Annotated in this window: 27 protein-coding genes (1 of these 27 running past the window's edge); 9 read left to right on the top strand and 18 right to left on the bottom strand. The window is 60.7% G+C overall.

Annotated elements, in window-relative coordinates:
• Positions 1-161 precede the first annotated feature (161 nt).
• The 6 genes from ahcY to J5278_RS01175 all read right to left on the bottom strand — a co-directional run bounded on the left by ahcY (position 162) and on the right by J5278_RS01175 (position 5615).
• Positions 162-1562 (bottom strand): adenosylhomocysteinase, encoded by a 1401-nt coding sequence (ahcY, locus tag J5278_RS01200; RefSeq protein WP_142828668.1) that lies wholly within the window; start codon positions 1560-1562, stop codon positions 162-164.
• Between the two features lie 168 nt (positions 1563-1730).
• Positions 1731-2006 (bottom strand): HPr family phosphocarrier protein, encoded by a 276-nt coding sequence (locus tag J5278_RS01195; protein ID WP_111222148.1) that lies wholly within the window; start codon positions 2004-2006, stop codon positions 1731-1733.
• 19 nt (positions 2007-2025) lie between these two features.
• Complete coding sequence (locus J5278_RS01190) at positions 2026-2427, bottom strand: PTS sugar transporter subunit IIA (RefSeq protein ID WP_209185446.1); 402 nt, start codon at positions 2425-2427, stop codon at positions 2026-2028.
• Positions 2428-2581: 154 nt separating this feature from the next.
• Entirely contained in the window at positions 2582-3028 is a 447-nt protein-coding gene (locus J5278_RS01185; protein WP_209185447.1) for an HPr kinase/phosphorylase, read from the bottom strand.
• Positions 3028-4803: a sensor histidine kinase gene (locus tag J5278_RS01180; RefSeq protein ID WP_209185448.1), complete on the bottom strand. Its 1776-nt coding sequence runs from the start codon at positions 4801-4803 to the stop codon at positions 3028-3030. The genes J5278_RS01185 and J5278_RS01180 overlap by 1 nt, the downstream gene beginning before the upstream one ends.
• A 77-nt stretch (positions 4804-4880) precedes the next feature.
• Positions 4881-5615, bottom strand: coding sequence for a response regulator transcription factor (locus J5278_RS01175; protein ID WP_202617211.1), 735 nt, complete (start codon positions 5613-5615; stop codon positions 4881-4883).
• A gap of 353 nt (positions 5616-5968) precedes the next feature.
• On the opposite strand from J5278_RS01175, the gene J5278_RS01170 reads away from it, so the two are divergent.
• The 4 genes from J5278_RS01170 to J5278_RS01155 all read left to right on the top strand — a co-directional run bounded on the left by J5278_RS01170 (position 5969) and on the right by J5278_RS01155 (position 10130).
• A complete protein-coding gene (locus J5278_RS01170) occupies positions 5969-7579 on the top strand; it encodes a phosphoenolpyruvate carboxykinase (protein WP_142828811.1) in 1611 nt (536 codons plus the stop codon).
• Positions 7580-7697: 118 nt separating this feature from the next.
• Complete coding sequence (gene arfB, locus J5278_RS01165) at positions 7698-8135, top strand: alternative ribosome rescue aminoacyl-tRNA hydrolase ArfB (RefSeq protein WP_142828663.1); 438 nt, start codon at positions 7698-7700, stop codon at positions 8133-8135.
• 61 nt (positions 8136-8196) lie between these two features.
• Positions 8197-8805: an alpha-ketoglutarate-dependent dioxygenase AlkB gene (locus J5278_RS01160; protein WP_142828661.1), complete on the top strand. Its 609-nt coding sequence runs from the start codon at positions 8197-8199 to the stop codon at positions 8803-8805.
• Between the two features lie 26 nt (positions 8806-8831).
• A complete protein-coding gene (locus J5278_RS01155) occupies positions 8832-10130 on the top strand; it encodes a glycosyltransferase family 87 protein (protein WP_209185449.1) in 1299 nt (432 codons plus the stop codon).
• Here J5278_RS01155 and coaA read toward each other — a convergent pair.
• From coaA to hisB, 7 genes are read right to left on the bottom strand one after another with little or no spacing between them, the layout of a single operon-like run.
• Positions 10018-11013: a type I pantothenate kinase gene (coaA, locus tag J5278_RS01150; protein WP_209185450.1), complete on the bottom strand. Its 996-nt coding sequence runs from the start codon at positions 11011-11013 to the stop codon at positions 10018-10020. The genes J5278_RS01155 and coaA overlap by 113 nt on opposite strands.
• The gene (locus J5278_RS01145) at positions 11010-11333 is read right to left on the bottom strand and encodes a phosphoribosyl-ATP diphosphatase (protein ID WP_209185451.1); all 324 of its coding nucleotides are present in this window, start codon (positions 11331-11333) and stop codon (positions 11010-11012) included. The genes coaA and J5278_RS01145 overlap by 4 nt, the downstream gene beginning before the upstream one ends.
• A gap of 19 nt (positions 11334-11352) precedes the next feature.
• On the bottom strand, positions 11353-12141 hold the full coding sequence (gene hisF, locus J5278_RS01140; RefSeq protein ID WP_209185452.1) for an imidazole glycerol phosphate synthase subunit HisF: 789 nt from the start codon (positions 12139-12141) through the stop codon (positions 11353-11355).
• Complete coding sequence (gene hisA / locus J5278_RS01135) at positions 12138-12887, bottom strand: 1-(5-phosphoribosyl)-5-[(5-phosphoribosylamino)methylideneamino]imidazole-4-carboxamide isomerase (protein ID WP_209185453.1); 750 nt, start codon at positions 12885-12887, stop codon at positions 12138-12140. The genes hisF and hisA overlap by 4 nt, the downstream gene beginning before the upstream one ends.
• 28 nt (positions 12888-12915) lie before the next feature.
• Positions 12916-13566 (bottom strand): imidazole glycerol phosphate synthase subunit HisH, encoded by a 651-nt coding sequence (hisH, locus tag J5278_RS01130; protein WP_209185454.1) that lies wholly within the window; start codon positions 13564-13566, stop codon positions 12916-12918.
• Between the two features lie 3 nt (positions 13567-13569).
• Complete coding sequence (locus J5278_RS01125) at positions 13570-14049, bottom strand: DUF2628 domain-containing protein (protein ID WP_209185455.1); 480 nt, start codon at positions 14047-14049, stop codon at positions 13570-13572.
• 26 nt (positions 14050-14075) lie between these two features.
• Positions 14076-14684, bottom strand: coding sequence for an imidazoleglycerol-phosphate dehydratase HisB (hisB, locus tag J5278_RS01120; RefSeq protein ID WP_209185456.1), 609 nt, complete (start codon positions 14682-14684; stop codon positions 14076-14078).
• 211 nt (positions 14685-14895) lie between these two features.
• Between hisB and hslV the strand changes: the two genes are divergently transcribed.
• From hslV to J5278_RS01100, 4 genes are all read left to right on the top strand, one after another.
• Positions 14896-15426 (top strand): ATP-dependent protease subunit HslV, encoded by a 531-nt coding sequence (gene hslV / locus J5278_RS01115; RefSeq protein WP_209185457.1) that lies wholly within the window; start codon positions 14896-14898, stop codon positions 15424-15426.
• A gap of 45 nt (positions 15427-15471) precedes the next feature.
• A complete protein-coding gene (hslU, locus tag J5278_RS01110; protein WP_209185458.1) occupies positions 15472-16779 on the top strand; it encodes an ATP-dependent protease ATPase subunit HslU in 1308 nt (435 codons plus the stop codon).
• Positions 16780-16940: 161 nt separating this feature from the next.
• A complete protein-coding gene (locus J5278_RS01105) occupies positions 16941-17306 on the top strand; it encodes a hypothetical protein (protein WP_209185459.1) in 366 nt (121 codons plus the stop codon).
• Positions 17307-17601: 295 nt separating this feature from the next.
• Positions 17602-18555, top strand: a complete 954-nt coding sequence (locus J5278_RS01100) for a DUF1402 family protein (RefSeq protein WP_209185460.1) — start codon at positions 17602-17604, stop codon at positions 18553-18555.
• A 193-nt stretch (positions 18556-18748) separates the two neighbouring features.
• Here J5278_RS01100 and J5278_RS01095 read toward each other — a convergent pair whose 3' ends face one another.
• Positions 18749-19423: a L,D-transpeptidase gene (locus J5278_RS01095; protein WP_142828638.1), complete on the bottom strand. Its 675-nt coding sequence runs from the start codon at positions 19421-19423 to the stop codon at positions 18749-18751.
• A 174-nt stretch (positions 19424-19597) separates the two neighbouring features.
• On the opposite strand from J5278_RS01095, the gene J5278_RS01090 reads away from it, so the two are divergent.
• A complete protein-coding gene (locus tag J5278_RS01090; RefSeq protein WP_142828636.1) occupies positions 19598-20086 on the top strand; it encodes an MmcB family DNA repair protein in 489 nt (162 codons plus the stop codon).
• A 4-nt stretch (positions 20087-20090) separates the two neighbouring features.
• Here J5278_RS01090 and J5278_RS01085 read toward each other — a convergent pair whose 3' ends face one another.
• The 4 genes from J5278_RS01085 to J5278_RS01070 form a co-directional block, all read right to left on the bottom strand.
• Positions 20091-20672, bottom strand: a complete 582-nt coding sequence (locus tag J5278_RS01085; RefSeq protein ID WP_142828634.1) for an ActR/PrrA/RegA family redox response regulator transcription factor — start codon at positions 20670-20672, stop codon at positions 20091-20093.
• An 84-nt stretch (positions 20673-20756) separates the two neighbouring features.
• A complete protein-coding gene (locus J5278_RS01080; protein WP_219258298.1) occupies positions 20757-22067 on the bottom strand; it encodes an ActS/PrrB/RegB family redox-sensitive histidine kinase in 1311 nt (436 codons plus the stop codon).
• Between the two features lie 28 nt (positions 22068-22095).
• Complete coding sequence (gene hrpB, locus J5278_RS01075; protein ID WP_209185462.1) at positions 22096-24561, bottom strand: ATP-dependent helicase HrpB; 2466 nt, start codon at positions 24559-24561, stop codon at positions 22096-22098.
• A protein-coding gene (locus J5278_RS01070) for an ornithine cyclodeaminase family protein (RefSeq protein WP_209185463.1) crosses the window boundary here: on the bottom strand, positions 24558-25006 show its 3' portion. Its footprint extends 505 nt past the window's final position; only the last 449 of its 954 coding nucleotides appear in the window; its start codon lies off the right edge, out of view — the gene reads right to left on this strand; it ends in the stop codon at positions 24558-24560. The genes hrpB and J5278_RS01070 overlap by 4 nt, the downstream gene beginning before the upstream one ends.

Below are 25006 nucleotides of genomic sequence, written 5' to 3'. Positions count from 1 at the left end.
GACATCCCAATTTCGCAGGGTCCCGAAGCTCGGTTCAATGCGAATCAAGTCCCAAAAGGATACAGTTTTAACGATTCCGCGAAAAGACTCCTGCCCAAAAAAGAAGCCGCAGCATTTGTCAATGCTGCGGCCACAAGATGTTGTGGATATAGAGAGTAAAATTAGTACCTGTAGTGGTCAGCCTTGAAGGGGCCCTGAGCCGGGACGCCGATATAGGCAGCCTGCTCCGTCGAAAGTTCGGTCAGCTTGACGCCGAGCTTGGCGAGATGGAGGCGGGCAACCTTTTCGTCGAGGTGCTTCGGCAGAACGTAGACGTCGTTCTTGTATTCGCCAGGCTTGGTGAACAGTTCGATCTGGGCCAGCGTCTGGTTGGTGAACGATGCCGACATCACGAAGGAAGGATGACCGGTGGCGTTGCCGAGGTTCAGCAGGCGGCCTTCCGACAGCAGGATCATGCGGTTGCCCTTGGGGAACTCGATCATGTCGACCTGCGGCTTGATATTCGTCCACTTCAGGTTCTTCAGCGAAGCGACCTGGATTTCGTTATCGAAATGGCCGATGTTGCCGACGATTGCCATGTCCTTCATCTCGCGCATATGCTCGATGCGGATAACGTCCTTGTTGCCGGTGGTGGTGATGAAGATGTCGGCCGAAGAGACCACGTCTTCGAGCGTAACGACTTCAAAACCGTCCATGGCAGCCTGCAGGGCGCAGATCGGGTCGACTTCCGTGACCTTGACGCGGGCGCCAGCGCCGAGCAGCGAAGCGGCCGAACCCTTGCCGACGTCACCGTAACCGCAGACAACGGCAACCTTGCCGGCCATCATCACGTCGGTACCGCGGCGGATACCGTCGACGAGCGATTCCTTGCAGCCGTACTTGTTGTCGAACTTCGACTTGGTGACGCTGTCATTGACGTTGATTGCCGGGAATGGCAGCAGGCCCTTCTGGCTGAGTTCGTAGAGGCGATGAACGCCTGTGGTAGTTTCTTCGGTAACGCCCTTGATGGCATCGCGCTGCTTGGTGAACCAGCCGGGCGAAGCGGCCATGCGCTTCTTGATCTGTGCCATGAGGATGACTTCTTCCTCGGAGGTCGGCGTCGACAGCACATCTTCGCCGGCTTCGGCGCGGGCGCCGAGAAGGATGTACATGGTGGCATCGCCGCCATCGTCGAGGATCATGTTGGAAAAGCCACCGTCGGCCCACTGGAAGATCCGGTCGGTGTAGGTCCAGTAGTCCTCAAGGGATTCACCCTTGATGGCGAAGACCGGAATGCCCGAGGCGGCAATCGCGGCGGCAGCATGGTCCTGGGTCGAGAAGATGTTGCAGGAAGCCCAGCGAACTTCCGCACCCAGCTTGACCAGGGTTTCGATCAGCACGGCCGTCTGGATGGTCATGTGAAGCGAACCGGTGATGCGCGCGCCCTTAAGCGGCTGCGTCGGGCCGAATTCCTCACGGCAGGACATCAGTCCCGGCATTTCGGTTTCGGCAATATCGATTTCCTTGCGACCAAAGTCGGCAAGCGCGATATCGGCGACAACGTAGTCCTTGTCAGTGCTCATTGAATTCTCCAGCCTGGACAGGGCACCCGGACCACCGGCTTGCGGCGACGGAATGCGTGGGGGATTTTTGGGGCGCAGTCGCGCCGACAGAGACCCCGTCTAGCAGGCCGGACGGCAAAATGCAACCATCATATAAAGAAGTCTTTATGTCTTTATATGATTTACCGTTTACATTTCCTCGCCAAATTTATTGGCAATCAGGGCATCCAGGGCGTTCAGCGCCTCTTCCGCCTGGTTTCCGCTGGCGGTGACCAGCACGCTGCAGCCTGGGCTTGCAGCAAGCATCATCAGGCCCATGATCGAATTTCCCCCCACGGTCGTTCCATCCCTGGACACCGTGATAGCGGCATCGAAGGCTTCGACGGTCTGGACGAATTTTGCCGAGGCGCGAGCATGCAGGCCACGTTTATTGATGATGAGCAGTTCGCGGGAATGCGATGTCATGGGCGAGATAGCCGCTCCGTCACTTGCCGCTCAAGACGCGGCTGGCCACATTGATATATTTCCGTCCGGCTTCCGATGCTTCGACCAGCGCCCTTTCCATATTGTTTTCGCCGCGCACGCCAGCCAGCTTTATCAGCATCGGGAGGTTGACGCCGGCAATGACTTCCGTATGGCCGCTGTTCATCACCGAGATCGCCAGGTTGGAGGGCGTGCCGCCAAACATATCTGTGAGGATAATCACTCCGTGGCCGTCATCGGCACCGGCGACGGCCTGGATGATGTCCTGTCTCCGGCGATCCATATCGTCTTCCGGGCCGATGGAGACGGTTTCGATGAATTTCTGCGGACCAACGACATGCTCGACGGCATGACGAAACTCTTCAGCCAGCTTGCCATGTGTGACAAGCACAAGTCCGATCATGATATTACTGCTCCCATCGCATAAGCAAACAGGTGGCCCTTATCGCAACGCAGCAATCGCGTCCACCGGTGGGGGGACATCTTGGCCATGAAAAGCCGAAGTGCAAGCGTAAAATGCGGAGATTGGCCCTCATCCTTTGCTCGGGTTGCCGCCATCAGAAGCACTGCGGATGCATCGCCATGATGATGGCAAGCGGATTGATACTTGTTTTTGAAAGGTGGATCGCCGGCAGAACGATGCCCTCGGAGACCTCGATCTCGGCACCTTCCGGCGGAAGCCTTTCGGCGGTCGCAAGGTCGACAGGCAAGACTGCGAAATGCATCTGGTTGGAAAGGACGCTGCCGATCCGGAGGATCCCGGTGCCGCGGATCTCGATGAGCCCTGCGATGGACGGTGGACATTCGGCAATGACGCTGCCGTCGCGACGCGCGACAAGCACGCGATCGTCAGCTACGAGCGCCGACGACAGCCCCAACTGTCTGGCCGATGCGAGACAGGCAAAGGCGAGGGCCGATTTTCCGATGCCGGAGGGTCCGAGAAAGAGCAGCCCGGTCGCGCCGACCACGATAGCGGTGCCGTGGATGTTGATCGCCTCTCGCATCAGGCGCTGGCCTCGGCGGGGAGGGACAGGATAAAGCGAGCGCCGCGCGATTTTCCGGTGTCGGCATCGATGATGTTTTCCGCCCTCAGCGAACCGTTATGCGCCTCGGCAATCTGCCGGCTGATCGACAGGCCGAGCCCGGAATTCTGTCCGAATCCTTCGGCTTCAGGTCTGTCTGTGTAGAAACGCTCGAAAATCCTGTCGATGTCTTCCGCCTGGATGCCGGGACCGTTGTCTTCGATGTGCACCAGGCAACGTGTTCGCGTCCGTGACAGGCGCACGACGATCTTGCCGCCGTCGGCTGGGACGAAGGACCTGGCATTTTCGATCAGGTTGGTGATGATCTGGCTGATGCGCAGTTCGTGACCGTTAATGAGGAAGCGTGTTTTTGCTCCCGGCTTGCGGTCGACGACATAGTCGATCTCTACGGCTTTCTTGCTATGGCGTACCTGCTGCGACAGGTCGACCATGTCACGCAGCAGGACTTCCATGTCGATCTGCTCGGCATCGCTGCGCGCCAGTTCGGCATCCAGGCGCGACGCGTCGGAGATGTCGCTGATCAGGCGATCAAGCCGCCGGACATCGTGCTGGATGACATCCATCAACCGCTTTTTGGAATCGTCGTTGCGTGCGAGCGGCAGCGTTTCGACGGCGCTGCGCAGCGACGTCAGCGGGTTCTTGAGCTCGTGGCTGACATCGGCCGCGAAGCTTTCGATGGCGTCGATGCGGTCATAGAGGGCAGTCGTCATTTCCCTGAGCGCAATCGACAGATTGCCGATTTCGTCTTGGCGAGCGGAAAAATCGGGGATTTCCTCGCGCACTTTCGAGCCTCTGCGCACCCGGATGGCCGCAGCCGACAGTCGCCGTAGCGGATTGGCGATCGTCGATGACAGCAGCAGCGACAGCGCCACATTGACCAGCGTCGCGACGCCGAAGACGCGCATGATAGCCAGTCGTTCTGCGTGAACGATCTTGTCGATATCGCCGGCCTGGGTGGACAGAAGCAGGACGCCAAGCACGGCGCGGGCGCGCTGCACAGGGACGGCGACGGAAACGATCAGCTCGCCCTTTTCCGTGCTGCGGACAACTGCGCCACGCACACCGGTGAGTGCGTTCATCACCTCGGGATAGATGGAACCGTCGCCGCCAGGGGCTTCCTTGTAGACCGGCAGGTTGGCCGGTTGCAGCATCTTGTTGAGAAGCCCGCTGAACCAGTCCGACCAGCTCTGGACTTCGTCGTCGACCGGCGGCAGATCGTAACGCAATACTTGGCCGCGCGAATAGAGATGACGCGAATCCAGCAGCAGGTTGGCATCGGCATCGAAAATGCGAGCCCGGGTGCGGGTCGGCGAAATAAGCCTCCGTAGTACCGGTGCTACCTTTTCCGGATCGATCGGGAACTCCAGGTCATCGTCGTTGGGCGCCGGCGTGATGCTCTGGCCGGCCTGCAACTCGAGTAGCTTTTCCGGATCGATGGTGATCGAGTTGGTGTCGACCGAGGCGGATGCGGAGACTGCGCCGGCGATGATTTCGCCTTGCGTCAAAAGGCTTTCGACGCGGGCATCGATCAGGCCCTCGCGAAACTGGTTGAGATAGAGAATGCCGCCAACCAGCACGATGAGCGCCGCAAGGTTGAAGAAAAGGATGCGGCGCGTGAGACTGGAAAAAACGGCGTTGCCGAAAATGCGGCGGATCAGCGTGAACGGATGCGTCCAGCGGCTGCCGGCCTGTCCCTCCGCCTCTTCCGTATCCCTATGCTGCACAAGCTGTGCCACGCCGCGGCCCTTTCGAAGGGCGTGGCCGGTATTTCCGCCAGCTCACCCCATACGTATCCGCCATCGAAGCTTCAGCCTCAGGCAGCTTCGCGGAAGCGATATCCGACTCCGTAGAGCGTTTCAATCATATCGAAATCCGTATCGACCATCTTGAATTTCTTGCGCAGCCGCTTGATGTGGCTGTCGATCGTCCGGTCGTCGACATAGACCTGTTCGTCATAGGCAGCATCCATCAGTGCATCGCGACTTTTGACCACGCCGGGCCGCTGTGCAAGCGAGTGCAGGATCAAGAATTCCGTCACGGTCAGCGTGACCGGTTCACCCTTCCAGGTGCAGGTATGGCGTTCCTGGTCCATGACCAGCTGGCCGCGCTCGAGCGAGCGCGCCTGCAGCACGGCGCCGGCCTTCGGTGTGCCACCGCTATTACCGGCTGTCGCCGAAGCTTCGCGGTTGGAGGCGCGACGCAGGACCGCCTTGACGCGTTCCACGAGCAAGCGCTGCGAGAAAGGCTTGGTGATGAAGTCATCGGCGCCCATCTTCAACCCGAACAACTCATCGATTTCCTCGTCTTTCGAGGTGAGGAAGATGACCGGGATGTCGGATTTCTGACGAAGGCGACGAAGAAGCTCCATGCCGTCCATGCGCGGCATCTTGATATCGAAGATCGCCAGCTGCGGCGGCCGCGCCAGAAGCCCGTCAAGAGCGGAAGCCCCGTCCGTGTAGGTCTCGACCTTGTATCCTTCGGCTTCCAGAGCGATGGAGACCGAGGTGAGGATATTGCGGTCGTCGTCTACGAGCGCGATTGTCAGCATGCTGTTGGTCTCCGTCATCTAAGCGCATCTCCCGGAATTGGACCCCGACCCAGGCGGTCTGCCGAATTGATCGGCCTCAACCAGGCGCGCTTATGGAGGATAAAGGTGGAACAAATTGTGGCAAAGATAAAGGGTCGATATTTTCGAGGACATTCTCGGGTACCAAAAGTTGTGGCGATAAAATTACCAAACGACAAAATTCAAACGATTTAAATAATGTGACAGAAATTTAAATCGATTAAATATTTGAAAACATTGATCTTTTAAGATTTTTCTCTCTTGCGTCTCCAAGTTTTTGCTCTTAAGGCTGTCATCATTCAATGGCGATTGCCGGAACAGGGGATGAAATGGCGATGCAAGTTTTTGGAGACCACAACCCGGCAGTCGGTCTGGAAACAATCGGATTGGGCAGCGTCGCCAGCGTTCGATACAATCTGCCCGAAGCGCAGCTTTACGAAGAGGCGATTCGACGCGGCGAGGCCGAATTGACCGCCCACGGTGCGCTTCGTGCGCTGACAGGCCAGCACACCGGCCGTTCCCCAAAAGACAAGTTCGTGGTCCGCGACGAAACCACGGAGGACCAGATATGGTGGGACAACAACAAGCCCATGTCGCCGGCGCACTTTGCGCAATTGCACCAGGACATGCTTGCCCACGCCGGCGGGTTGTCCCTGTTCGTGCAGGACCTGGTCGGCGGTGCCGATGTCGACTACGCGCTGCCGTCGCGCGTGATCACGGAATTTGCCTGGCATTCGCTGTTCATTCGTAATCTGTTGATCCGGCCGGATAGGGCGACCTTGGCAAACTTCGTGCCCAGGCTGACGATCATCGACCTTCCCAGTTTTCGCGCAGATCCGGAACGCCATGGTTGCCGGACGGAAACCGTGATCGCCTGCGACTTCACCAGGGGCCTGGTGCTGATCGGCGGCACGTCCTACGCTGGCGAAATGAAGAAGGCCGTCTTCACGGTGCTGAACTACCTCTTGCCGGCCCGCAACGTCATGCCGATGCATTGCTCGGCAAATGTCGGTCCAGATGGAGACGCCGCTGTCTTCTTCGGGCTGTCGGGCACCGGCAAGACCACGTTATCTGCCGATCCCAGCCGTACGCTGATCGGCGATGACGAACATGGCTGGGGCGAAAATGGTATCTTCAATTTCGAAGGCGGCTGCTACGCCAAGACCATCCGATTGTCGGCAGAAGCAGAGCCTGAGATTTACGACACTACGCGCAGGTTTGGCACGGTTCTGGAAAATGTCGTGCTCGATGCAGAGGGCGTGCCCGACCTCGACGATGGCTCGCTGACGGAAAATACCCGCAGTGCCTATCCGCTGCACTTCATTCCGAATGCCTCGGAAAGCGGCATGACCGGCCACCCACAGACGATTATCATGCTAACCGCCGACGCATTTGGCGTCATGCCTCCGATTGCCCGGCTGACACCCGACCAGGCCATGTATCATTTCCTGTCCGGCTACACCGCCAAGGTCGCAGGAACCGAAAAGGGCGTCACCGAGCCGGAAGCTACTTTCTCGACCTGTTTTGGCGCCCCGTTCATGCCACGTCATCCGGCCGAATACGGCAATCTCCTGAAAGAGCTGATTGGCCGTCATGGCGTCGACTGCTGGTTGGTCAACACCGGCTGGACAGGTGGCGCCTATGGCACCGGCCGCCGCATGCCCATCAAGGCAACACGGGCACTGCTCGCTGCCGCACTGAAGGGCGACCTGGACAAGGCGGAGTTCCGCATCGATCCGAACTTCGGTTTTGCCGTGCCGGTTTCGGTCGCGGGCGTAGATGGCAATATCCTCGATCCGCGCTCCACCTGGGCCGATCCTGCAGCCTACGATGCCCAGGCCAGCAAGCTCGTGCAGATGTTCGTTACCAACTTCACGAAGTTCGAGCAACATGTCGATGGGGGAGTGCGCGACGCAGCACCGGGCATGCGGGTTGCCGCCGAATAGGCATCCGTATTTGGTGATTCACGTGAAACCCGGCGGTCTTTCCGCCGGATTTAGCTTTTGCGCGCTCCCCTGTTTTCAAGCGTCCGGCAATATGGGATAGACGGGCCTGGAGAGACCAATGGCCAGCGACGCACTTTACATCAACGACCGGATCACCATCGCCGGCTGGGAACTGACGGAACAGTTCGTTCTTGCCGGTGGTCCCGGGGGCCAGAACGTCAACAAGGTGTCGACTGCTGTTCAGCTGTTCTTCACCCTCGTCAACTCGCCGTCGCTGAGTGAACGTGTCAAAGCCAATGCCATCAAGCTGGCTGGCCGGCGGCTGTCGAAGGACGGCGTGCTGATGATCGAGGCAAGCCGTTTCCGAAGCCAGGACCGTAACCGGGAGGATGCCCGCGACCGCCTGAAGGAACTGATCCTCGAGGCGGCGTTGCCGCCTCCGCCGCCCCGTCGTAAGACCCGGCCTACCAAGGGATCCGTCGAACGCCGGTTGAAGGCGAAGTCCGGGCGCTCCGAGGTAAAGAAATTGCGCGGAAAATCCGACGGCAGCGATTGAGCACTGTTTGTCGGCATTCGTCACCCCAAATCACTGTCAGGATGATCGCGGAGCACCGACCATGATGCTGTCGAACGGAATTCGTCACCTGCCGGGTTATCTCGATCGCACTGCGCAGGAGGCGCTGGTCGAGCAGATCCGCGCGGTTGTCGCCGAGGCGCCGCTATTCGTTCCGGCCATGCCCGGCACCGGCAAGCCGATGTCGGTGCGCATGACAAACTGCGGCCCGCTTGGCTGGGTCACGGACAAGCAGCGGGGCTATCGGTATCAATCGACCCATCCGGGCACCGAGCGGCCATGGCCGGCAATCCCGGAGTCTCTGCTGGCGCTTTGGGTCGAGGTGGCCGGCTATGAAAAGCCGCCGGAAGCCTGCCTCGTCAATTTTTACGACGACGACGCAAAGATGGGTCTTCATCAGGACAAGGACGAGCAGGATCTGGGCGCACCCGTCGTCTCCATCTCGCTCGGCAACAGCTGTCTCTTCCGCATCGGCGGGGCCTCCAGGACTGACAAGACATCGTCCATCAAGCTTGCCAGCGGCGATATCGTCGTGCTGGGAGGCGAAGGCAGGCTCTGCTTCCACGGTGTCGACCGCATCTACCCGTCAACCTCGACGCTGCTCAGGAGCGGCGGTCGCATAAACCTCACATTAAGACGCGTGAAGCCATAGTTTGCAGGAAACCCGGGGACCTCGACATGACTGACAGACATGCATTTGCGCGGGGACTCGCCGTGTATGTCGTGGTCTTAGGCCTGTATCTCGGTGTCCGACAACTTTTCCTTTTATGGACTTTAGACGCGCACGGCCTTTCCGAGGTTTCGCAGAAATTACCGTACTGGGATTTCACCAATCTCTGGGGCGGTGCCGTCTTGGCGCTCAGGGGACAGGTTGCCGATCTCTTCAATGTCGATATTTATAGGCATGACTTGAGGGCCTTGATATCACCGTTCATGCCGGACCAGGAATGGAGTTACCCGCCGTCCTTCCTGCTGTTGGGTCTGCCGCTTGCCGGTTTACCGCTGCTGCCCGCCTATCTCGTCTGGACATTTGCAACATTGTTGCCGCTGTTCGCCTCCCTGCAAATGCTCTCGCTTCCACTATGGGTGCGCCTTCTAGTCATCATATCTCCGGCCGCTGTGATGAACGTGATATTTGGTCAAAACGGCGCGCTAACCGCTGCCTTGCTGCTATCCGGACTGCTACTCGCGCCGTCTCGACCCGTCATTGCGGGCATTATCCTTGGTCTGCTGACAGTAAAACCACAGATAGGGCTATTGGTACCGTTCTGCCTGCTGGCAAGCGGAAACTACCGCTCCATCGTCGCCGCAGCCGTGACCGCCTCGTTTCTGGCCGTGATAGCAGGTGCCGTATTCGGCTGGGAAAGCTGGGTGCTGTTTTTCACCAAGACGCGGCCGATGATGACCGCAATCCTCGAGGCGCCATACCCGCAAGGCTATCAAAGCAACGGCATGACGTCCTTCCTCCTCTCCCGATCGCTGGGACTGGGGGTCGGCGCTGCCTATGCGGTACAAGCCGTCTTTTCCGCTGCCAGCATCGCGGCGGCATGTTGGCTTTGGCGGCCACGCCGCCGCGTCGATCATGCCACGCGCACCTGTCTCACGGCGGTTCTGGCGATCGTCGCCACCCCTTACGGCTATGTTTACGATGCAATACCGCTGAGTGTCGCGGCGGCGCTGTTCTTCTGTAAACGTCGGGAACCGACCATCTTGTTGGGGGTCGCCTGGTTTTACCCGCTGGTCAATCATATCCTCGTCCGGAGCCTGCCGCTGATTGGCGTCCTCGTGCCGACGATTGTTGCCGCCTGGACATGCTGGAATATCTGGCGGGACGAACGCCGGATTGGCGATTGTCCGGAAACCGCTAAAGCTTGCGGAGAGCCACCTGTTCGATCAGATGATCCTGACCCTTGCGCAGGATCAGGTCCGCCCGCGGTCGCGTCGGCAGGATATTCTGTCGCAGGTTCCGCAAATTGATGTTCTTCCAGAGGCCTTCGGCCGTCAGGAGAGCCTCTTCCTCGGTGATCGACGCATAGCGATGGAAAAACGAGTTCGGGTCACGGAAGGCCGTTTCACGCAATTTCATGAAGCGTCGCACGTACCATTTGCGGACCAGCTTCTCGTCCGCATCGATGTAGATCGAAAAGTCGAAAAAATCCGACACCATCGGCACGATCTTCCCATCGGCCGGCAGATGTCGGGACTGCAGCACGTTTATGCCTTCGAAGATGAGGATATCGGGACGGTCGACGATCTTGAATTCGTTGGGCAGCACATCGTAGACCAGATGCGAGTAGCAGGGAGCCGCCACATTGGGCCGGCCTGCCTTGATCGCCGACAGGAAGCGCAGCAGCGCCCCGGTGTCGTAGCTGTCGGGAAAGCCCTTGCGCTGCATCAGGTTGCGCCGCTGCAATTCCGCATTGGGGTGCAGAAATCCGTCCGTGGTGATCAGGTCGACCTTCGGGCTGGACGGCCAGCGGCCAAGCAGTTCCTTCAGGATACGGGCCGTTGTCGATTTGCCGACTGCGACCGATCCGGCGATGCCAATGACAAAAGGCGTCTTGGCGACATTTTCGAGGCTGAGAAAGCGATTGCGCTGTTCGAACAGGATTTGCGACGATTCGACGTGGGCCGAAAGCAGCCGGGATACGGACAAATAGATGCGCCGGACCTCATCGAGGTCGATCGGATCGCCCATCGACCGCAGTCTGTCGACTTCGTCGGCCGTCAGGGTCAACGGCGTATCGGCGCGAAACTTCGCCCACTCCCCGGACGAGAAGAAATGATAGGGCGAATAGGCGTTGGCCTGAAAATGGTCCAGCGGTTCGGGCGCAGATGCGGGCTTGCTGAGTGACGTCATGAGCTCTGCCGACCGGCCTTTTCAGTGAGGCCGGATTGCAGAGTGCGTCTTTCAAGCTCGGCTAGAACGTCATTGAGAGGGATCTCGGCGATCTTCAGCACCACCATCAGATGGTACAGGAGATCAGCGGCCTCATAGGTGAGGTTCTCGCGATCGTTGACAACGGCAGCCATCACCGCCTCGATCGCCTCTTCGCCGAGCTTTTTGGCAGCCTTGGCCTGGCCTCCCGCGACGAGCTTGGCAGTCCAGGATTCTTCGGCGCCCGCCCGAGAGCGGTGGTCGACGATCTTTTCCAGATCGGAAAGGGTAAATCCGCTCATTTCGCCTCGTTTCCCCCGGTCAGTCGAGCCGCATGGCTATGCCATGCTTCGACATATAGCGCTTTGCCTCGCCGATCGAATAGGTGCCGAAGTGAAAAATCGATGCTGCCAGAACGGCAGTGGCGTGACCTTCTGTGACGCCGGCAACAAGGTCGTCCAGCGTGCCGACGCCGCCGGATGCAATGACCGGCACGCGCACGGCATCGGCAATCGCCCGCGTCAGCTCCAGATCGTAGCCACTCTTCGTGCCGTCCCGATCCATAGACGTTACCAGCAGTTCGCCGGCGCCGCGTTCCACCATGCGCGCAGCAAATTCAACCGCATCGATGCCTGTCGCATTGCGCCCGCCATGGGTATAGATCTCCCAGGCGCTCACATTATCCTGGCCGACGCCCTGGCTGCGGCGACGCTTGGCATCGATCGAGACGACGATGCACTGGTTGCCGAATTTGTCTGCGGCTTGCGCGACGAAATCCGGATTTGCAACGGCGGCGGAGTTGATCGCCACCTTGTCGGCACCCGCCAGCAGTAGCCGGCGAATATCGGAGACGGCGCGGACGCCGCCGCCGACGGTGAGCGGCATGAAGCAATGCTCTGCCGTCTGGGCTACGACCTCGAAAATGGTATCGCGACCGTCGGAAGAGGCTGTGATGTCGAGGAAGCAAAGTTCGTCGGCACCGGCCGCGTCATAGGCCTTGGCGGCTTCGACGGGGTCACCGGCATCGATCAGGTCGACGAAATTGACACCCTTGACGACGCGTCCGTCCTTGACGTCGAGGCATGGGATGATGCGCGCCTTGAGGGTCAAAGTGCCACCTCCGTAGTGCGAGCATCCTTGATCAGCCTGAGCGCTTCGGTCGGATCTATCCGTCCATCGTAAAGCGCTCGGCCGGAAATCGCGCCTTCGAGCTTGGCTGCGTCTGGTTGCAGCATGCGCCGGATGTCGTCGATCGACGCCAGGCCGCCGGAGGCAATCACGGGGATGGAAACTGCCCCGGCCAGTTCTAATGTCGATGGCCAGTTGATGCCGGCGAGAATGCCGTCGCGGTCGATGTCCGTGTAGATGATCGCGGCGACGCCAGCGCCTTCAAATTTCCGGGCGAGGTCTATGACGCCGAGTTCCGAGGCTTCGGCCCAGCCCTCGACAGCCACCTTGCCACCCTTGGCGTCGATGCCGACCGCGACTTGGCCCGGAAAGTTGCGGCAAGCTTCGATGACCAGCGCCGGATCGCGCACTGCAACGGTTCCAAGAATGACGCGGGCTAGACCGCGCGAAAGCCAGCTTTCGATATGCTCCAGCGTCCGAATGCCGCCGCCGAGTTGCACCGGATTACTGGTTGCCTTGAGAATGTCATCGACAGCGTTGCCGTTGACGCTCTTGCCTGCAAACGCACCATTGAGATCGACCACGTGCAACCACTCGAAACCCTGGTCCTGGAAGGTCTTTGCCTGTGCTGCCGGGTCCGGATTATAGACAGTGGCCTGGTCCATGTCGCCGAGCTTCAGCCGCACGCACTGGCCGTCCTTGAGGTCGATGGCGGGAAAAAGGATCATCGTATCGGTCCGTTCAGGGCGCGCGCCATCAGGGCTGCCAGCGCAGGAAATTGGAAATCAGGGTAAGGCCGAGCGTCTGGCTCTTCTCAGGGTGGAACTGGGCCCCCACCATATTGTCCCGCCCGACGAAAGCCGTCATCGCGCCGCCGTAGTTCGTGGTGGCGATGATGTCACCGTCGTCAGCCGCTGCCAGGTGATAAGAATGCACGAAATAGGCATGCAGGCCGTCCTGCCCCGTCTTTATGCCGTCGAACAGCGCATGCGGACGACGCAGGTCGAGCGTGTTCCAGCCGATCTGCGGGATTTTCAGCGACGGATCGGATGGCGTCATTTCCACGACGTCGCCCTTGATCCAGCCGAGACCTTGCGTGGTGGTCTTCTCCAGCCCGCGCGACGACATCAGCTGCATGCCGACGCAAATGCCGAAGAAAGGCCGAGCCTTATGCTCGACGGCTTCCGCCAGCGCCTCGGACATGCCGTCCACGGCGCCAAGCCCGCGGCGACAATCGGCGTAGGCGCCAACGCCCGGCAGCACGATCCTGTCGGCAGAGGCGACGCGCTCGGCCTTGTCGGTCAGCTCGATGTCGGCGTCGATGCCAATTTCTCGGGCAGCGCGCTCGAAGGCCTTGGTGGCCGAGCGCAGGTTGCCCGAGCCGTAGTCGATAATGACAACGCGCATTGCTCAGCGTCCTCCGTCGTAGCCGATGAGGCCGAGGGCAGCACCCTTGTGTGGGTTGCCAGCAGAGTTTTCTCGAATATCCCAGCGTGCAGCGCGGATATCCTCCGGCACTTCCTCCGAAAGGCCACTGAAATAGATATCTTCGGCCTCGGCGAGATTGCGCGTCGACACCAGGCCACCGGCAACGAAGCCGTTGGCCAAAAGGCGGCTGGCAAACAGCATTCGCCCTTCAACTGCAGAGAGGACACTGACCGCAAGCAGCAGCGACACTCCGGCAGCCCAGAGAGCGGGCGTCCGCATCAATTCCATCCCGATGCCTTGGAGAAGCAAGGCGCCTATCCCGAGCAGCCAGAAACGATGGCAGAGCAGCCAGATGCCGGGAAAGAAGAATGCGGTCAGCGAAAAGCCATCGCGTACGAAGCGCGTTTTCTCGTGATCTCTGCCCGGTCCGCTCTCGGGTGTCAGAACTATAAAACTCGCCATCGGGGCGCTCCGCTAAAAATTCCGGTTCAGGCGAGGGTGCCCTTGGTCGATGGCACGCGACCCGCCTGGCGGGGATCGATCTCGGTGGCCGTCCGCAATGCACGGGCCACGGCCTTGAAGCAGGTTTCAGCGATATGATGGTTGTTGGCGCCATAGTGGTTGAGAATATGCAACGTGATGCCGGCGTTCTGTGCCAGTGCCTGGAAAAACTCGCGCACTAGCTCTGTGTCGAAGCTACCGATCTTCGGCGCACTGAACTGCACGTTCCAGACGAGGAAGGGCCGGCCGGAGAGATCGACGGCGGCCATGGTCATCGTCTCGTCCATGGCAAGATCAATCGAGGCGTAGCGGGTGATACCCCGCCGGTCGCCCAGCGCCTTGGAGATCGCCTGGCCGATGGCAATACCGGTGTCCTCGACAGCATGATGATCGTCAACGTGGAGATCGCCTTTGGTCTCGATTTCCATGTCGATTAGCGAATGGCGCGATAGCTGGTCGAGCATATGGTCGAAGAACCCGACGCCTGTCGAGATTTTCGAAGCGCCGGTGCCGTCGAGGTTGACGGTAACCGAAACCGAGGTCTCGTTGGTCGCGCGGGAAATGCTCGCCGTGCGTTTGGCTGCGGTGTCTGCCATGGCCTGCTCCATCGGATAATGGCCGTCCATATCAGCCACATGCGAAAATATCCAGAAGTTCCCGCACAACGGGCGCGCCTTTGCGCCGTGAGGCGAACCGGAACCGAAAAGAGTGATATTTGCAATCGCCGGAAGCCCACTTACATAGGCTTCAACAGGGCCGATGCGCGGCTCACTGAAACCGCCCGATCATCGGGCAGACAGGTGCTTTATGACAACGATTATTACCGTCCGGAAGGGCAACCAGGTGGTCATGGCAGGCGACGGACAGGTCAGCCTCGGCCAGACCGTAATGAAAGGCAACGCTCGCAAGGTCCGTCGCATTGGCAAGGACGGCGAGGTCATCGCCGGTTTTGCCGGCGCCACAGCCGATGCCTTCACGCTGCTGGACCGCCTTGAGAAGAAGCTCGAACAATATCCGGGCCAGCTGATGCGCGCTGCCGTCGAACTTGCCAAGGATTGGCGGACAGACAAGTACCTGCGCAATCTCGAAGCGATGATGCTTGTCGCCGACAAGACCACTACCCTGGCGCTGACCGGCAACGGCGACGTGCTGGAGCCGGAACATGGCACCGTCGCTATCGGCTCCGGTGGCAACTATGCCTTTGCCGCCGCCCGCGCGCTGATGGACACGGATAGATCGGCCGAGGAGATCGCCCGCCGCGCGCTCGATATCGCCGCCGACATCTGCGTCTACACCAACCACAGCATCGTCATCGAATCGATCAATTCTGACTCCTGAGTTTTCTCTCCTGATCGTTTCCAGCCCCGATGGGAAAGCAGTATAATGACCAATTTCTCCCCCCGCGAGATCGTCTCCGAACTCGACCGTTACATTATTGGCCAGCATGAGGCCAAGCGCGCCGTCGCAATCGCGCTCCGCAATCGCTGGCGTCGCCAGCAGCTGGAGCCCGACCTGCGCGATGAAGTCATGCCGAAGAACATCCTGATGATCGGACCGACCGGTGTCGGCAAGACGGAAATCTCCCGTCGCCTCGCCAAGCTTGCCGGTGCGCCCTTCATCAAGGTGGAAGCCACGAAGTTCACCGAAGTCGGCTATGTTGGCCGCGACGTCGAGCAGATCATCCGTGACCTCGTCGAGGTCGGCATCGGCCTGGTGCGCGAGAAGATGCGTGCCGAGGTGGAATCGAAGGCCCACATGAGCGCCGAGGAACGTGTGCTCGACGCTCTCGTCGGCGCCACTGCCTCGCCGGCCACCCGCGAAAGCTTCCGCAAGAAGCTGCGGGACGGTGAACTCGACGACAAGGAAATCGACATCGAAATCGCCGATACTGCTTCCGCCGGTTCGGGTTTCGAGATCCCCGGCATGCCTGGCGCCAATATCGGCGTTCTCAACCTGTCTGAAATGTTCGGCAAGGCCATGGGCAACAAGACCAAGAAGGTCCGCACCACGGTCAAGGCTTCCTACGCCGATCTGATACGGGATGAATCTGACAAGCTGGTCGATAATGAAGTTGTCCAGCGAGAAGCGGTACGCTCGGCCGAGAACGACGGTATCGTTTTCCTCGACGAGATCGACAAGATCGCTACCCGTGAGGGCGGCATCGGCGCGGGGGTGTCCCGCGAAGGCGTCCAGCGCGACCTGCTGCCGCTGGTCGAGGGCACCACCGTGTCGACGAAATATGGACCTGTTAAAACGGACCATATTCTGTTCATCGCATCGGGCGCCTTCCATGTCTCCAAACCATCGGACCTGCTGCCCGAACTCCAGGGCCGCCTGCCGATCCGCGTCGAGCTTAAGCCGCTCAGCAAGGATGACATGCGCCGCATCCTGACCGAGACGGAGGCAAGCCTCATCCGCCAGTACAAGGCGCTGATGGACACCGAAGGCTTCTCACTCGATTTCACCGATGACGCGCTCGACGCGTTGGCGGATGTCGCCGTACACCTGAACTCTTCGGTCGAGAATATCGGTGCCCGTCGCCTCCAGACGGTGATGGAGCGCGTGCTGGACGACATCTCCTACAATGCACCTGATCGCGGCGGTGCGTCGCTCACCATCGACGCGGCCTATGTTCAGAAACACGTCGGCGATCTCGCCGCCAACACCGATCTGTCGCGTTACATCCTTTAGCGCCAGCGCTGCCCTCGGTCCCCTCCTTGTGTCGGGACCGGGGGCCCACGATGAACGCGGCATTCATCGGCCATTAAGCTAAATGAAATATATTAGTCACTATGAGTTGGCTTCGATTCGTTGGGTTCAGGCCCAGTTCCCGAGCCTTCGTGGAGGTGGCAATGTTTAAGAAGACCGTTCTATCAATGCTGATCCTGGCGTCGGTCGCCGGAGGCGCGCTTAGCACCGCAAGCACTGCCGAAGCCCAATACCGCCGTCCTCCGCAGGACGATGGCTGGGACCGTGGCCCGCCACCCCCGCAGCGGCGCCATCACCACAATAACAATGGCGGCATCATTGCCGGTGGCATCGCCGCCGGCGTACTTGGCGGCCTGATCGGCGGCGCTTTGGCCAATGGCAACGACGGTGGCTATGGTTACGCACCGCCGCCCCCACCTCCGCCGCCCCGCTGCTGGTTCGAGGATCGCCCGGTTCAGAACCAATATGACGACGGCTGGCACCGGGAACAGATCCGCGTCTGTAACTAAGGTCGCGCTTTCGCAGCGCAGCGCCGACGCATCGATATCCAGTTTGTAGCAAACGACGGACGCGACCTGACACGCTGCAGGTCGCGTCCTTTCTGTTTGACAGACTTTCGACCTCTGCAGTCAGCGCCCGACGTTATTCCTGGTTTTTCAACCATAACCTCTCGACACCGGGCCGTTAACTTTTTAGGTGATGGTCAGTTTCCTTGGGGCGTCGGCGTCGGGTTGGCATTATTCGGCCAAGATTGTGATCCACGCCTCCGGAAAGACCGATAAACCTTCGACGGGGCAGCCAATCGTGCGACGCATTCTCATTTCCCTCCTGGTTGCCGTCCTGAGCCTTGGCTCGATCCCTGCAAATGCTGCCGGTATCCTGACTGTACCCCCCGGTAACCGCAATGCCGAGCAACCTGACATCCCGGGCGCCTCTGTTCGCCGCACCAAGGGCACCAATTCCAGTTTCGATCGCAAGTACCAGAAGGTCCGCCAGTTGCTGGCAACCGACAGCAAGCTGATGTCGAAGATCAAAGCTGTGTCGCGCGCCTATGGCATCGATCCCATCCATGTCGTCGGGGCACTCGTCGGCGAGCATACCTATAATGTCGATGCCTATGACGGCCTGCAGTCCTATTACGTCAAGGCTGCTTCCTACGCCGGCGAAAGCTTCAAGTTCGCCTACAATGGCGAGAACGTCGATGATTTCGTCGCCCGTCCACAGTTTGCCAAGTGCAACGGAAAAAGCGATTCCTACAGCCTCTGGACATGCCGCGAGGATGTCTGGAACGACGCCTTCAAGGGAAAAACCGTCGACGGAAAATCTTTTCCCAACAATCGCTTCAGCGCCGTATTCTTCCAGCCCTTCTACGCTGGCCAGACCTTTGGCCTCGGCCAGATCAATCCACTGACGGCACTGATGCTGTCTGACATGGTGTCGCGAACATCAGGCATCCCGAAGCTCGACGAGCGCAAGGCCGGCGATGTCTATCACGCCATCATGGATCCGGATATCTCGCTCGCCTTCGTTGCCGCCGCTGCCCGCCGCTCGATAGACGACTACCGCTCGATCGCCGGCATGGATATTTCCGGCAACCCGGGCCTCACCGCCACCCTCTATAATGTCGGAAATTCCCGTCAGCGCGCCACGGCCCTTGCCGCGCGCAACAGGGGCGCCAGCCAGCCTGTCTGGCCTGAAGAGAATTATTACGGCTGGCTGATCAACGACAAGCTGGATGATCTGAAGTCGCTGCTTTAATCTCTGCGCGACCCCGCACGCAAATCAGCGAGTTGAGCCAGCGGCGTTTTTCCCTGAGCGTCGATCTTTGCGAGGCCAGTGACACTGGCTGCGAAAAGGGAACAGTCATACTGCCCCCGCGACCCGATCCATACCAATAAAAAAGGCTGCCGGAAGTTATCCGGCAGCCGCTGATGTCGATGAGATGTGAAATCTACTGGATGACGACGACTTTGGTCGTATGGCCCGGGAGGACGCGGCTGTAGAGATCGATGACGTCCTGGTTGATCAGGCGAATGCAGCCCGAAGATGCTGCCGTACCGATGGATGCCCATTCCGGCGTTCCGTGCAGGCGGAACAAGGTGTCCTGGCCCTTGTCGTTGTAGAGATACATTGCACGGGCGCCGAGCGGGTTTTCGAGGCCTGGATTCATGCCGCCTTCAACAAACTTGGCGATTTCCGGCCGGCGCTCTGCCATTTCCTTCGGCGGGTGCCAATTTGGCCATTCCTGCTTCCAGGCAACGTAGGCGTTGCCCGACCAGGCAAAGCCAGCCTTACCGACGCTGATGCCGTAGCGCATGGCCTGGCCATCCGGCAGGATGTAATAGAGATGACGTTCGCGGGTGTTAACGATGATCGTGCCCGGCGATTCCGTTGTCTGATAGCTGATGATCTGGCGGCGGAACTCCGGCTTGACCTTCTGGATCGGGATAGCAGGAAGCGAGAAGCCAGAATCCTGGGTGACCCCGTAGTCGCCGTCAAACGTCTTCAGCGTTTCGACCGAAGAGCTAGGCGCGGTAATCGGCGCAGCCATCGCTGTGGAAGAATAGCCGGCCGCGGCAAACGCCGCGACAAGGCCCAATACAGTCATTGCATTGCTGAAGCGCATGGGGGTCTCTCGATTTTGTGTCCGGAATTCAGGGTTTTGCCAACCATCTCTGGGAAGGTTTATTTTCGATATCACCGCATTGCAAGCAAACGCGTCGCACAAATAATCGTGTGAGCCGCGATTTGGGAACCCATGGTTTTTTTGCAACAAAACTTGGTCTAGACTGGTTAAATCATGACGATTCTCAGCCTATACAATAACAATCCGTTAATAGATGGTCGCCAGTCCGAGCGGGCGATGCTGGTGCGCAAGGGCGCCCAGCGCCTGCTCCACGAGATGAGGCATGCAGTCCTGCCGGAGTTGACGCTCGCCGGCGGCAGGCGGGCCGATCTCATCAGCCTCAGCGAAAAGGGCGAGATCTGGATCATCGAGATCAAGTCGTCCGTGGAGGACTTTCGCGTCGATCGGAAATGGCCGGACTACCGGCTGCAATGCGACCGCCTGTTCTTTGCCACGCACAAGGACGTGCCGCTCGATATCTTTCCGCAAGAATGCGGCCTGATCCTGTCCGACGGCTACGGCGCCCACATGGTGCGTGAGGCGCCTGAGCACAGGTTGCCGCCAACCACCCGCCGCGCCGTCACGCTCAATTTCTCGCGCGTCGCCGCTCAACGACTGCTCGCGGCAGAATGGGCAATCGGCAAACCGCTTCCGATCGAATAGCCCGCTATTTAGGCGCCCGCTTGGCCAGGATCCGCTGTAGCGTACGCCGATGCATATTGAGACGCCGCGCCGTCTCCGAAACGTTGCGCTCGCACATCTCGTAGACCCGCTGGATGTGTTCCCAGCGCACCCGGTCGGCTGACATCGGGTTTTCCGGCACGTCGGCCTTTCCGCCTGGCCTCTGCGTCAGCGCTGCATAAACATCGTCGGCGTCAGCCGGCTTGGAGAGATAGTCCACCGCACCAAGCTTCACGGCGGTGACGGCGGTAGCGATGTTGCCGTAGCCGGTTAGGACGATCACTCGGGTGTCGCCGCGGCGCTGCCGAATGGCTTCGATGACGTCGAGGCCGTTACCGTCGCCCAGCCGCAGGTCGATGACCGCATATTTCGGCGGGTGGGCCTTCGATTTCGTCACGCCTTCCGCAACGCTGTCGGCCGTTTCGACGAGAAAGCCGCGTGCTTCCATAGCCCGGGCGAGCCGCCTCAGAAACGGGCCGTCGTCGTCGACGATCAGCAGGCTCGGATCCGGGCCGATATCACCGTCGCTGGAGGCAAGTGTCTCGATGTCGTGGTCTAGATCTGTCATTCCGTGATCCCGGCGGTTTTCCGCCTGCATATATCCTGCGTGTATATATATAGCGTCGTGAGCACTGGTCATAAGCCCGTCGGCTCAGTTTGTCGAATTGCTGTCTATCAAGACACGAGGCCATTCGATGCGGATCCGTGCCCCTGAAGTCTCCGCCTCGCGGTTTCCAAATGTCAGGGTTGCGCCGGAGCGCTCCAGCAGTGTCTTCGCAATAAACAGGCCAAGCCCGAGACCGCCTGCGGCATCGTCACGCTGCCGTGTCGTTACATAGGGCTCACCGATGCGGGTCAAGATATCGGGCGCATAGCCGACCCCGTCGTCTTCAATGGTGATCGCCAGAGTTTCGGCATCGAACGCTACCGTGACAGTCACCATCTCGCGGGCATAGTCGACAGCATTTTCCACCAGGTTGCCGAGCCCGTACATGATCCCGGCATTCCGGTTGAGCACCGGCTCGCCGGCCCTGGGGGTCTCCTCGACCAGCGTCAGCTTGATTCCGAATTCGCGATGCGGGGCGAGAATTTCCTCCATCATCGATGACAGCGTCAGATAGCGCATATGCGCCTCGTTTTCCGCTGACAACGTCGTAATCCGCCGCAGGATGTCGCGGCAGCGCTCGCTCTGGCTGCGCAGCAGCGCCACGTCCTCCCGGTAACGCTCGTCGTGACCGAGTTCCCGCTCCATCTCCTTGGAAACGATGCTGATCGTCGCCAGCGGCGTTCCGAGCTCGTGTGCCGCTGCCGCCGCCAGTCCGTCCAGCTGCGATAGATGCTTCTCCCGCTGCAGCACCAGCTCGGTCGCCGCCAGCGCATCGGCCAGCTGGCTCGCCTCCATGGAGACGCGATAGGCATAGAAGGCGGCGAAGGCCATCGTCGATGCGATGGAACACCAGACGCCGAGCTGCATGACCTCATTGATGGAGACGATGCCCCCGGCATACCAAGGGAGCGGGAAAGGCGAAAAGGCAAGCGACGTGATCGCCACCATCGCCGCAAGGATCAGCGTCATGCTGTAGCGGATGGGCTGGGAAGCGAAGGAGATGATGACGGGCACGCAGACCAGGATCGAAAACGGATTGGCAAGGCCGCCGGTGATGAACAGCAGGCCGCACAGCTGCAGCAGATCCAGTCCCAGAAGGGCGAAGGTGGCCGGCGCATCCAGCCGGTGCGTCGGCGGATAGCGCAAGGTCAGGAACAGGTTGATCCAGGCAAGGCAGGCGATCAGCACGCAGCAGGGCAGTAAGGGTAGTGGAAACTGCAGCCAGAAGGCGACGATGGCCACCGTCGCGGCCTGGCCACCGACGGCAAGCCAGCGTAGGCGGACCAGCGTCTGCAGCCGCACGCGCCGGCTGGTGTGGTGATTGCCCGGCAAGAGGCTTTCATTTTCGGCAATCATGCTGCTCACTCCTTCACGGCGGATGCACTCAAGTGCCGCGCGGCTTCACGCGGGTGGTCGGCGCGGCGGCTGCCGGATCCTCGGGCCAGGGGTGGCGAGGATAGCGACCGCGCATGTCGGCGCGCACGTCCTTCCAGGTTCCGGCCCAGAAGCCCGGCAGATCGCGCGTCGTCTGGATCGGCCGGTGCGCCGGCGAGGTCAATTCCAGCACCAGCGGCAAACGTCCGCCGCCGATGGAGGGATGCTGGCGAAGCCCGAACAGCTCCTGCACCCGAATGGTCAGCAGCGGCTCCGTCCCATCGTAATGGATGGGGTGGCGCTGCCCCGTCGGCGCCTCGAAATGCGTCGGTGCCATCCGGCCGAGTTCCCGTTGTAAATCATGCGGCAGCAACGACATCAGCCCGTTCGATAGTCCGCCGGTGGAAATATCGGATAGCCCCCGCGCGTCGCCCTGATACGGTACGAACCAATCGTCGAGCCGGATGAGCAGGGCCTCGTCGCTCATATCTGGCCAAGGCTCCCCGATCGTTCGGTGCAGAAAGCCGATCCGGTCGCGCAGCTGGGCGGCTTCCTTGGAGAAGGTGAGTACGCCAAGCCCGAGTTCGCGGATCCCCTCTGCCAGCGCCGCAGCTACCTCGCGCCCGGAGGGACGCGGCAGGGGCGTCTCATCGAGGACAATGGCCCCGAGCCGCGTCACCCGCCGGGCCCGGACTTGCCGGCTCGTCTTGTCGAATAGGCATTGATCTTCAGTCACGATGCTATCCGGCAGCTCGGTTTCGACATCGCCGCGCGTAATCTCGGCAGCACTGAGAATCCGGCCCTGCGCGGCACGACCGGTAAGGTCCGCGACGACAAGCATCGTTGCACCCGACAGCCGCTCCGTCTCCGGCAGCTCGGCACCACGGCCATTGGCCATGACGAACCGGCCGCGACCGCCCCGCTGCAGGGCGATACGATCGGGAAAGGCGTGCAGCAGCAGCGTTCCGGCCATCACCGGTTCGCCGCCGCCTTTGCTGCCCCCGGCAGTTGCCACCAGTCTTGCCACCAGTCGTCGCGCTGCCTCGGCCCGCTCGCTTTTTTCGCCCCGAAACCGCCGCAGCCGTTCCTCCAAGTCGATGCTTTGCCCTCCCAACCCCTGTTCGGTCAAAAGCACGGCCAGCATCGCCGCCTCGCGTGCCTGGCCGTTTCCGGCGGCTGAGATCACCATCGCCGCCAGGCGGGGTGGAAGTGCCATCGCCCGCATCGTCCGGCCGCGTGTGGTAAGCCCGTTAGCGTGATCGAGCCCTCCCAGTTGCCTGAGCAAGCTCCGCGCCTCGAAAAGCGTCCCGGCCGGCGGCTGATCGACGAAGGCGAGACTGCCGGGATCCTCGACGCCCCAGTGGGCAAGGTCGAGCGCCAGACTTGAAAGATCGCTGGAGAGTATCTGCGGCGGTGTAAACGCCGGCAGCGCCGCCGTCTGGCCGGGATGCCAGAGCCGGATTGCAATACCCGGCTCCGTCCGTCCGGCGCGTCCCGCTCGCTGGTCTGCCGAAGCGCGAGACACCCGCACCGTTTCCAGCCGGGTGACGCCGGTCGCCGGCTTGAAGACGCCCAGCCGCTGCAGGCCGCTGTCGATCACAACGCGCACGCCGTCGATGGTAATCGACGTTTCGGCGATCGAGGTCGCCAGCACGATCTTGCGCATCCCCGCCGCAGTCGGGCGGACCGCCGCGTCCTGCTCCTTCTGGCTGAGGTTCCCGAACAGCGGCGCTATCAGCGTCTCCGGCCCGAACCGTCCCTCAAGCCGTTCAGCGGTGCGGGTGATTTCCGCCTGGCCTGGCAGGAAGGCAAGGATCGAACCCTTTTCATCCCGGTGGGCAGCAACGATGGCGGCAGTGACACTGTCCTCGATCCGCTCGCCGGCAGGCCTGTCGCGGTAGCGCACATCAATCGGAAAGCTGCGTCCCATGCTCTCAATCACCGGTGGCTGGCCGAGCAGCTGTGCAACCCTCTCGATATCGAGCGTTGCCGACATCACCAGGATGCGTAGGTCGTCGCGCAAGGCAGACTGCACGTCGAGTGCCAGCGCCAGGCCGAAATCGGCGTCCAGCGAGCGTTCGTGGAATTCGTCGAAGATGACAGTCGAAACGCCTGCGAGTTCGGGATCGTCGAGGACCATCCGCGCAAAGACGCCATCGGTGACCACCTCGATCCGCGTCCTTGCGGAAATCTTCGTGTCGAGCCGCATCCGGTAACCGACGGTGGCGCCAACCTCTTCACCGAGCAGCGACGCCATGCGCGCCGCCGCTGCCCTTGCCGCCAACCGCCTAGGCTCGAGCAGGATGATCCTGCCGTCTCCGCGCCATGGCTGATCCAGCAGATAAAGCGGCACAAGCGTCGTCTTGCCGGCGCCGGGCGGCGCCGAAAGAACCGCACGGCCGACGTCGCAAAGCGCCGTGCCGATCTCGGGCAGGACCTCGGAGACCGGCAGGATAGGAAGTGCCGTCCGCGTCATGCCGCCAGTTCGTCCTTCAGGGACTCGTAGGCGAGGATGGCGCCGGCCAGGTCTTCGAGCGCCGCCCCGACAGATTTGAACAGGGTGATCTCGTTGTCGTCGCGACGGCCCGGCTTTTCGCCGCGCACCAGTTCCGCCAGTTCGGCGCGGATCGCGTCTGGCGTCAGCACGCCGCTTTCAAGCGGCTGGACGATATCGCCCGCCTCGTGCGTCGCCCCGGCAAGCGTATCGACAAAGACAGAGGCGCGGCGGATGGCGGTATCGTCTGCCTCGCGCATATCGGGTTTGTAGCCGCCGACCAGATCGAGATGGGCGCCTGCCTTCAGCCAGTTGCCGTCGATCAGCGGCTGGCTGGAGAGAGTGGCGCAGGAAATCACGTCGGCAGTACGTGCTGCCGCTGCAAGATCGCTGACGGCAATGGCCGGCAATCCCATGATTCGCGCCT

This window comes from Rhizobium sp. B21/90 (genome assembly GCF_019355815.1).
Lineage (GTDB): Bacteria > Pseudomonadota > Alphaproteobacteria > Rhizobiales > Rhizobiaceae > Rhizobium > Rhizobium rhododendri.
The sequence above is the reverse complement of the archived record's forward strand: the minus strand, read 5'-3'. Positions and strand labels throughout refer to the sequence as shown.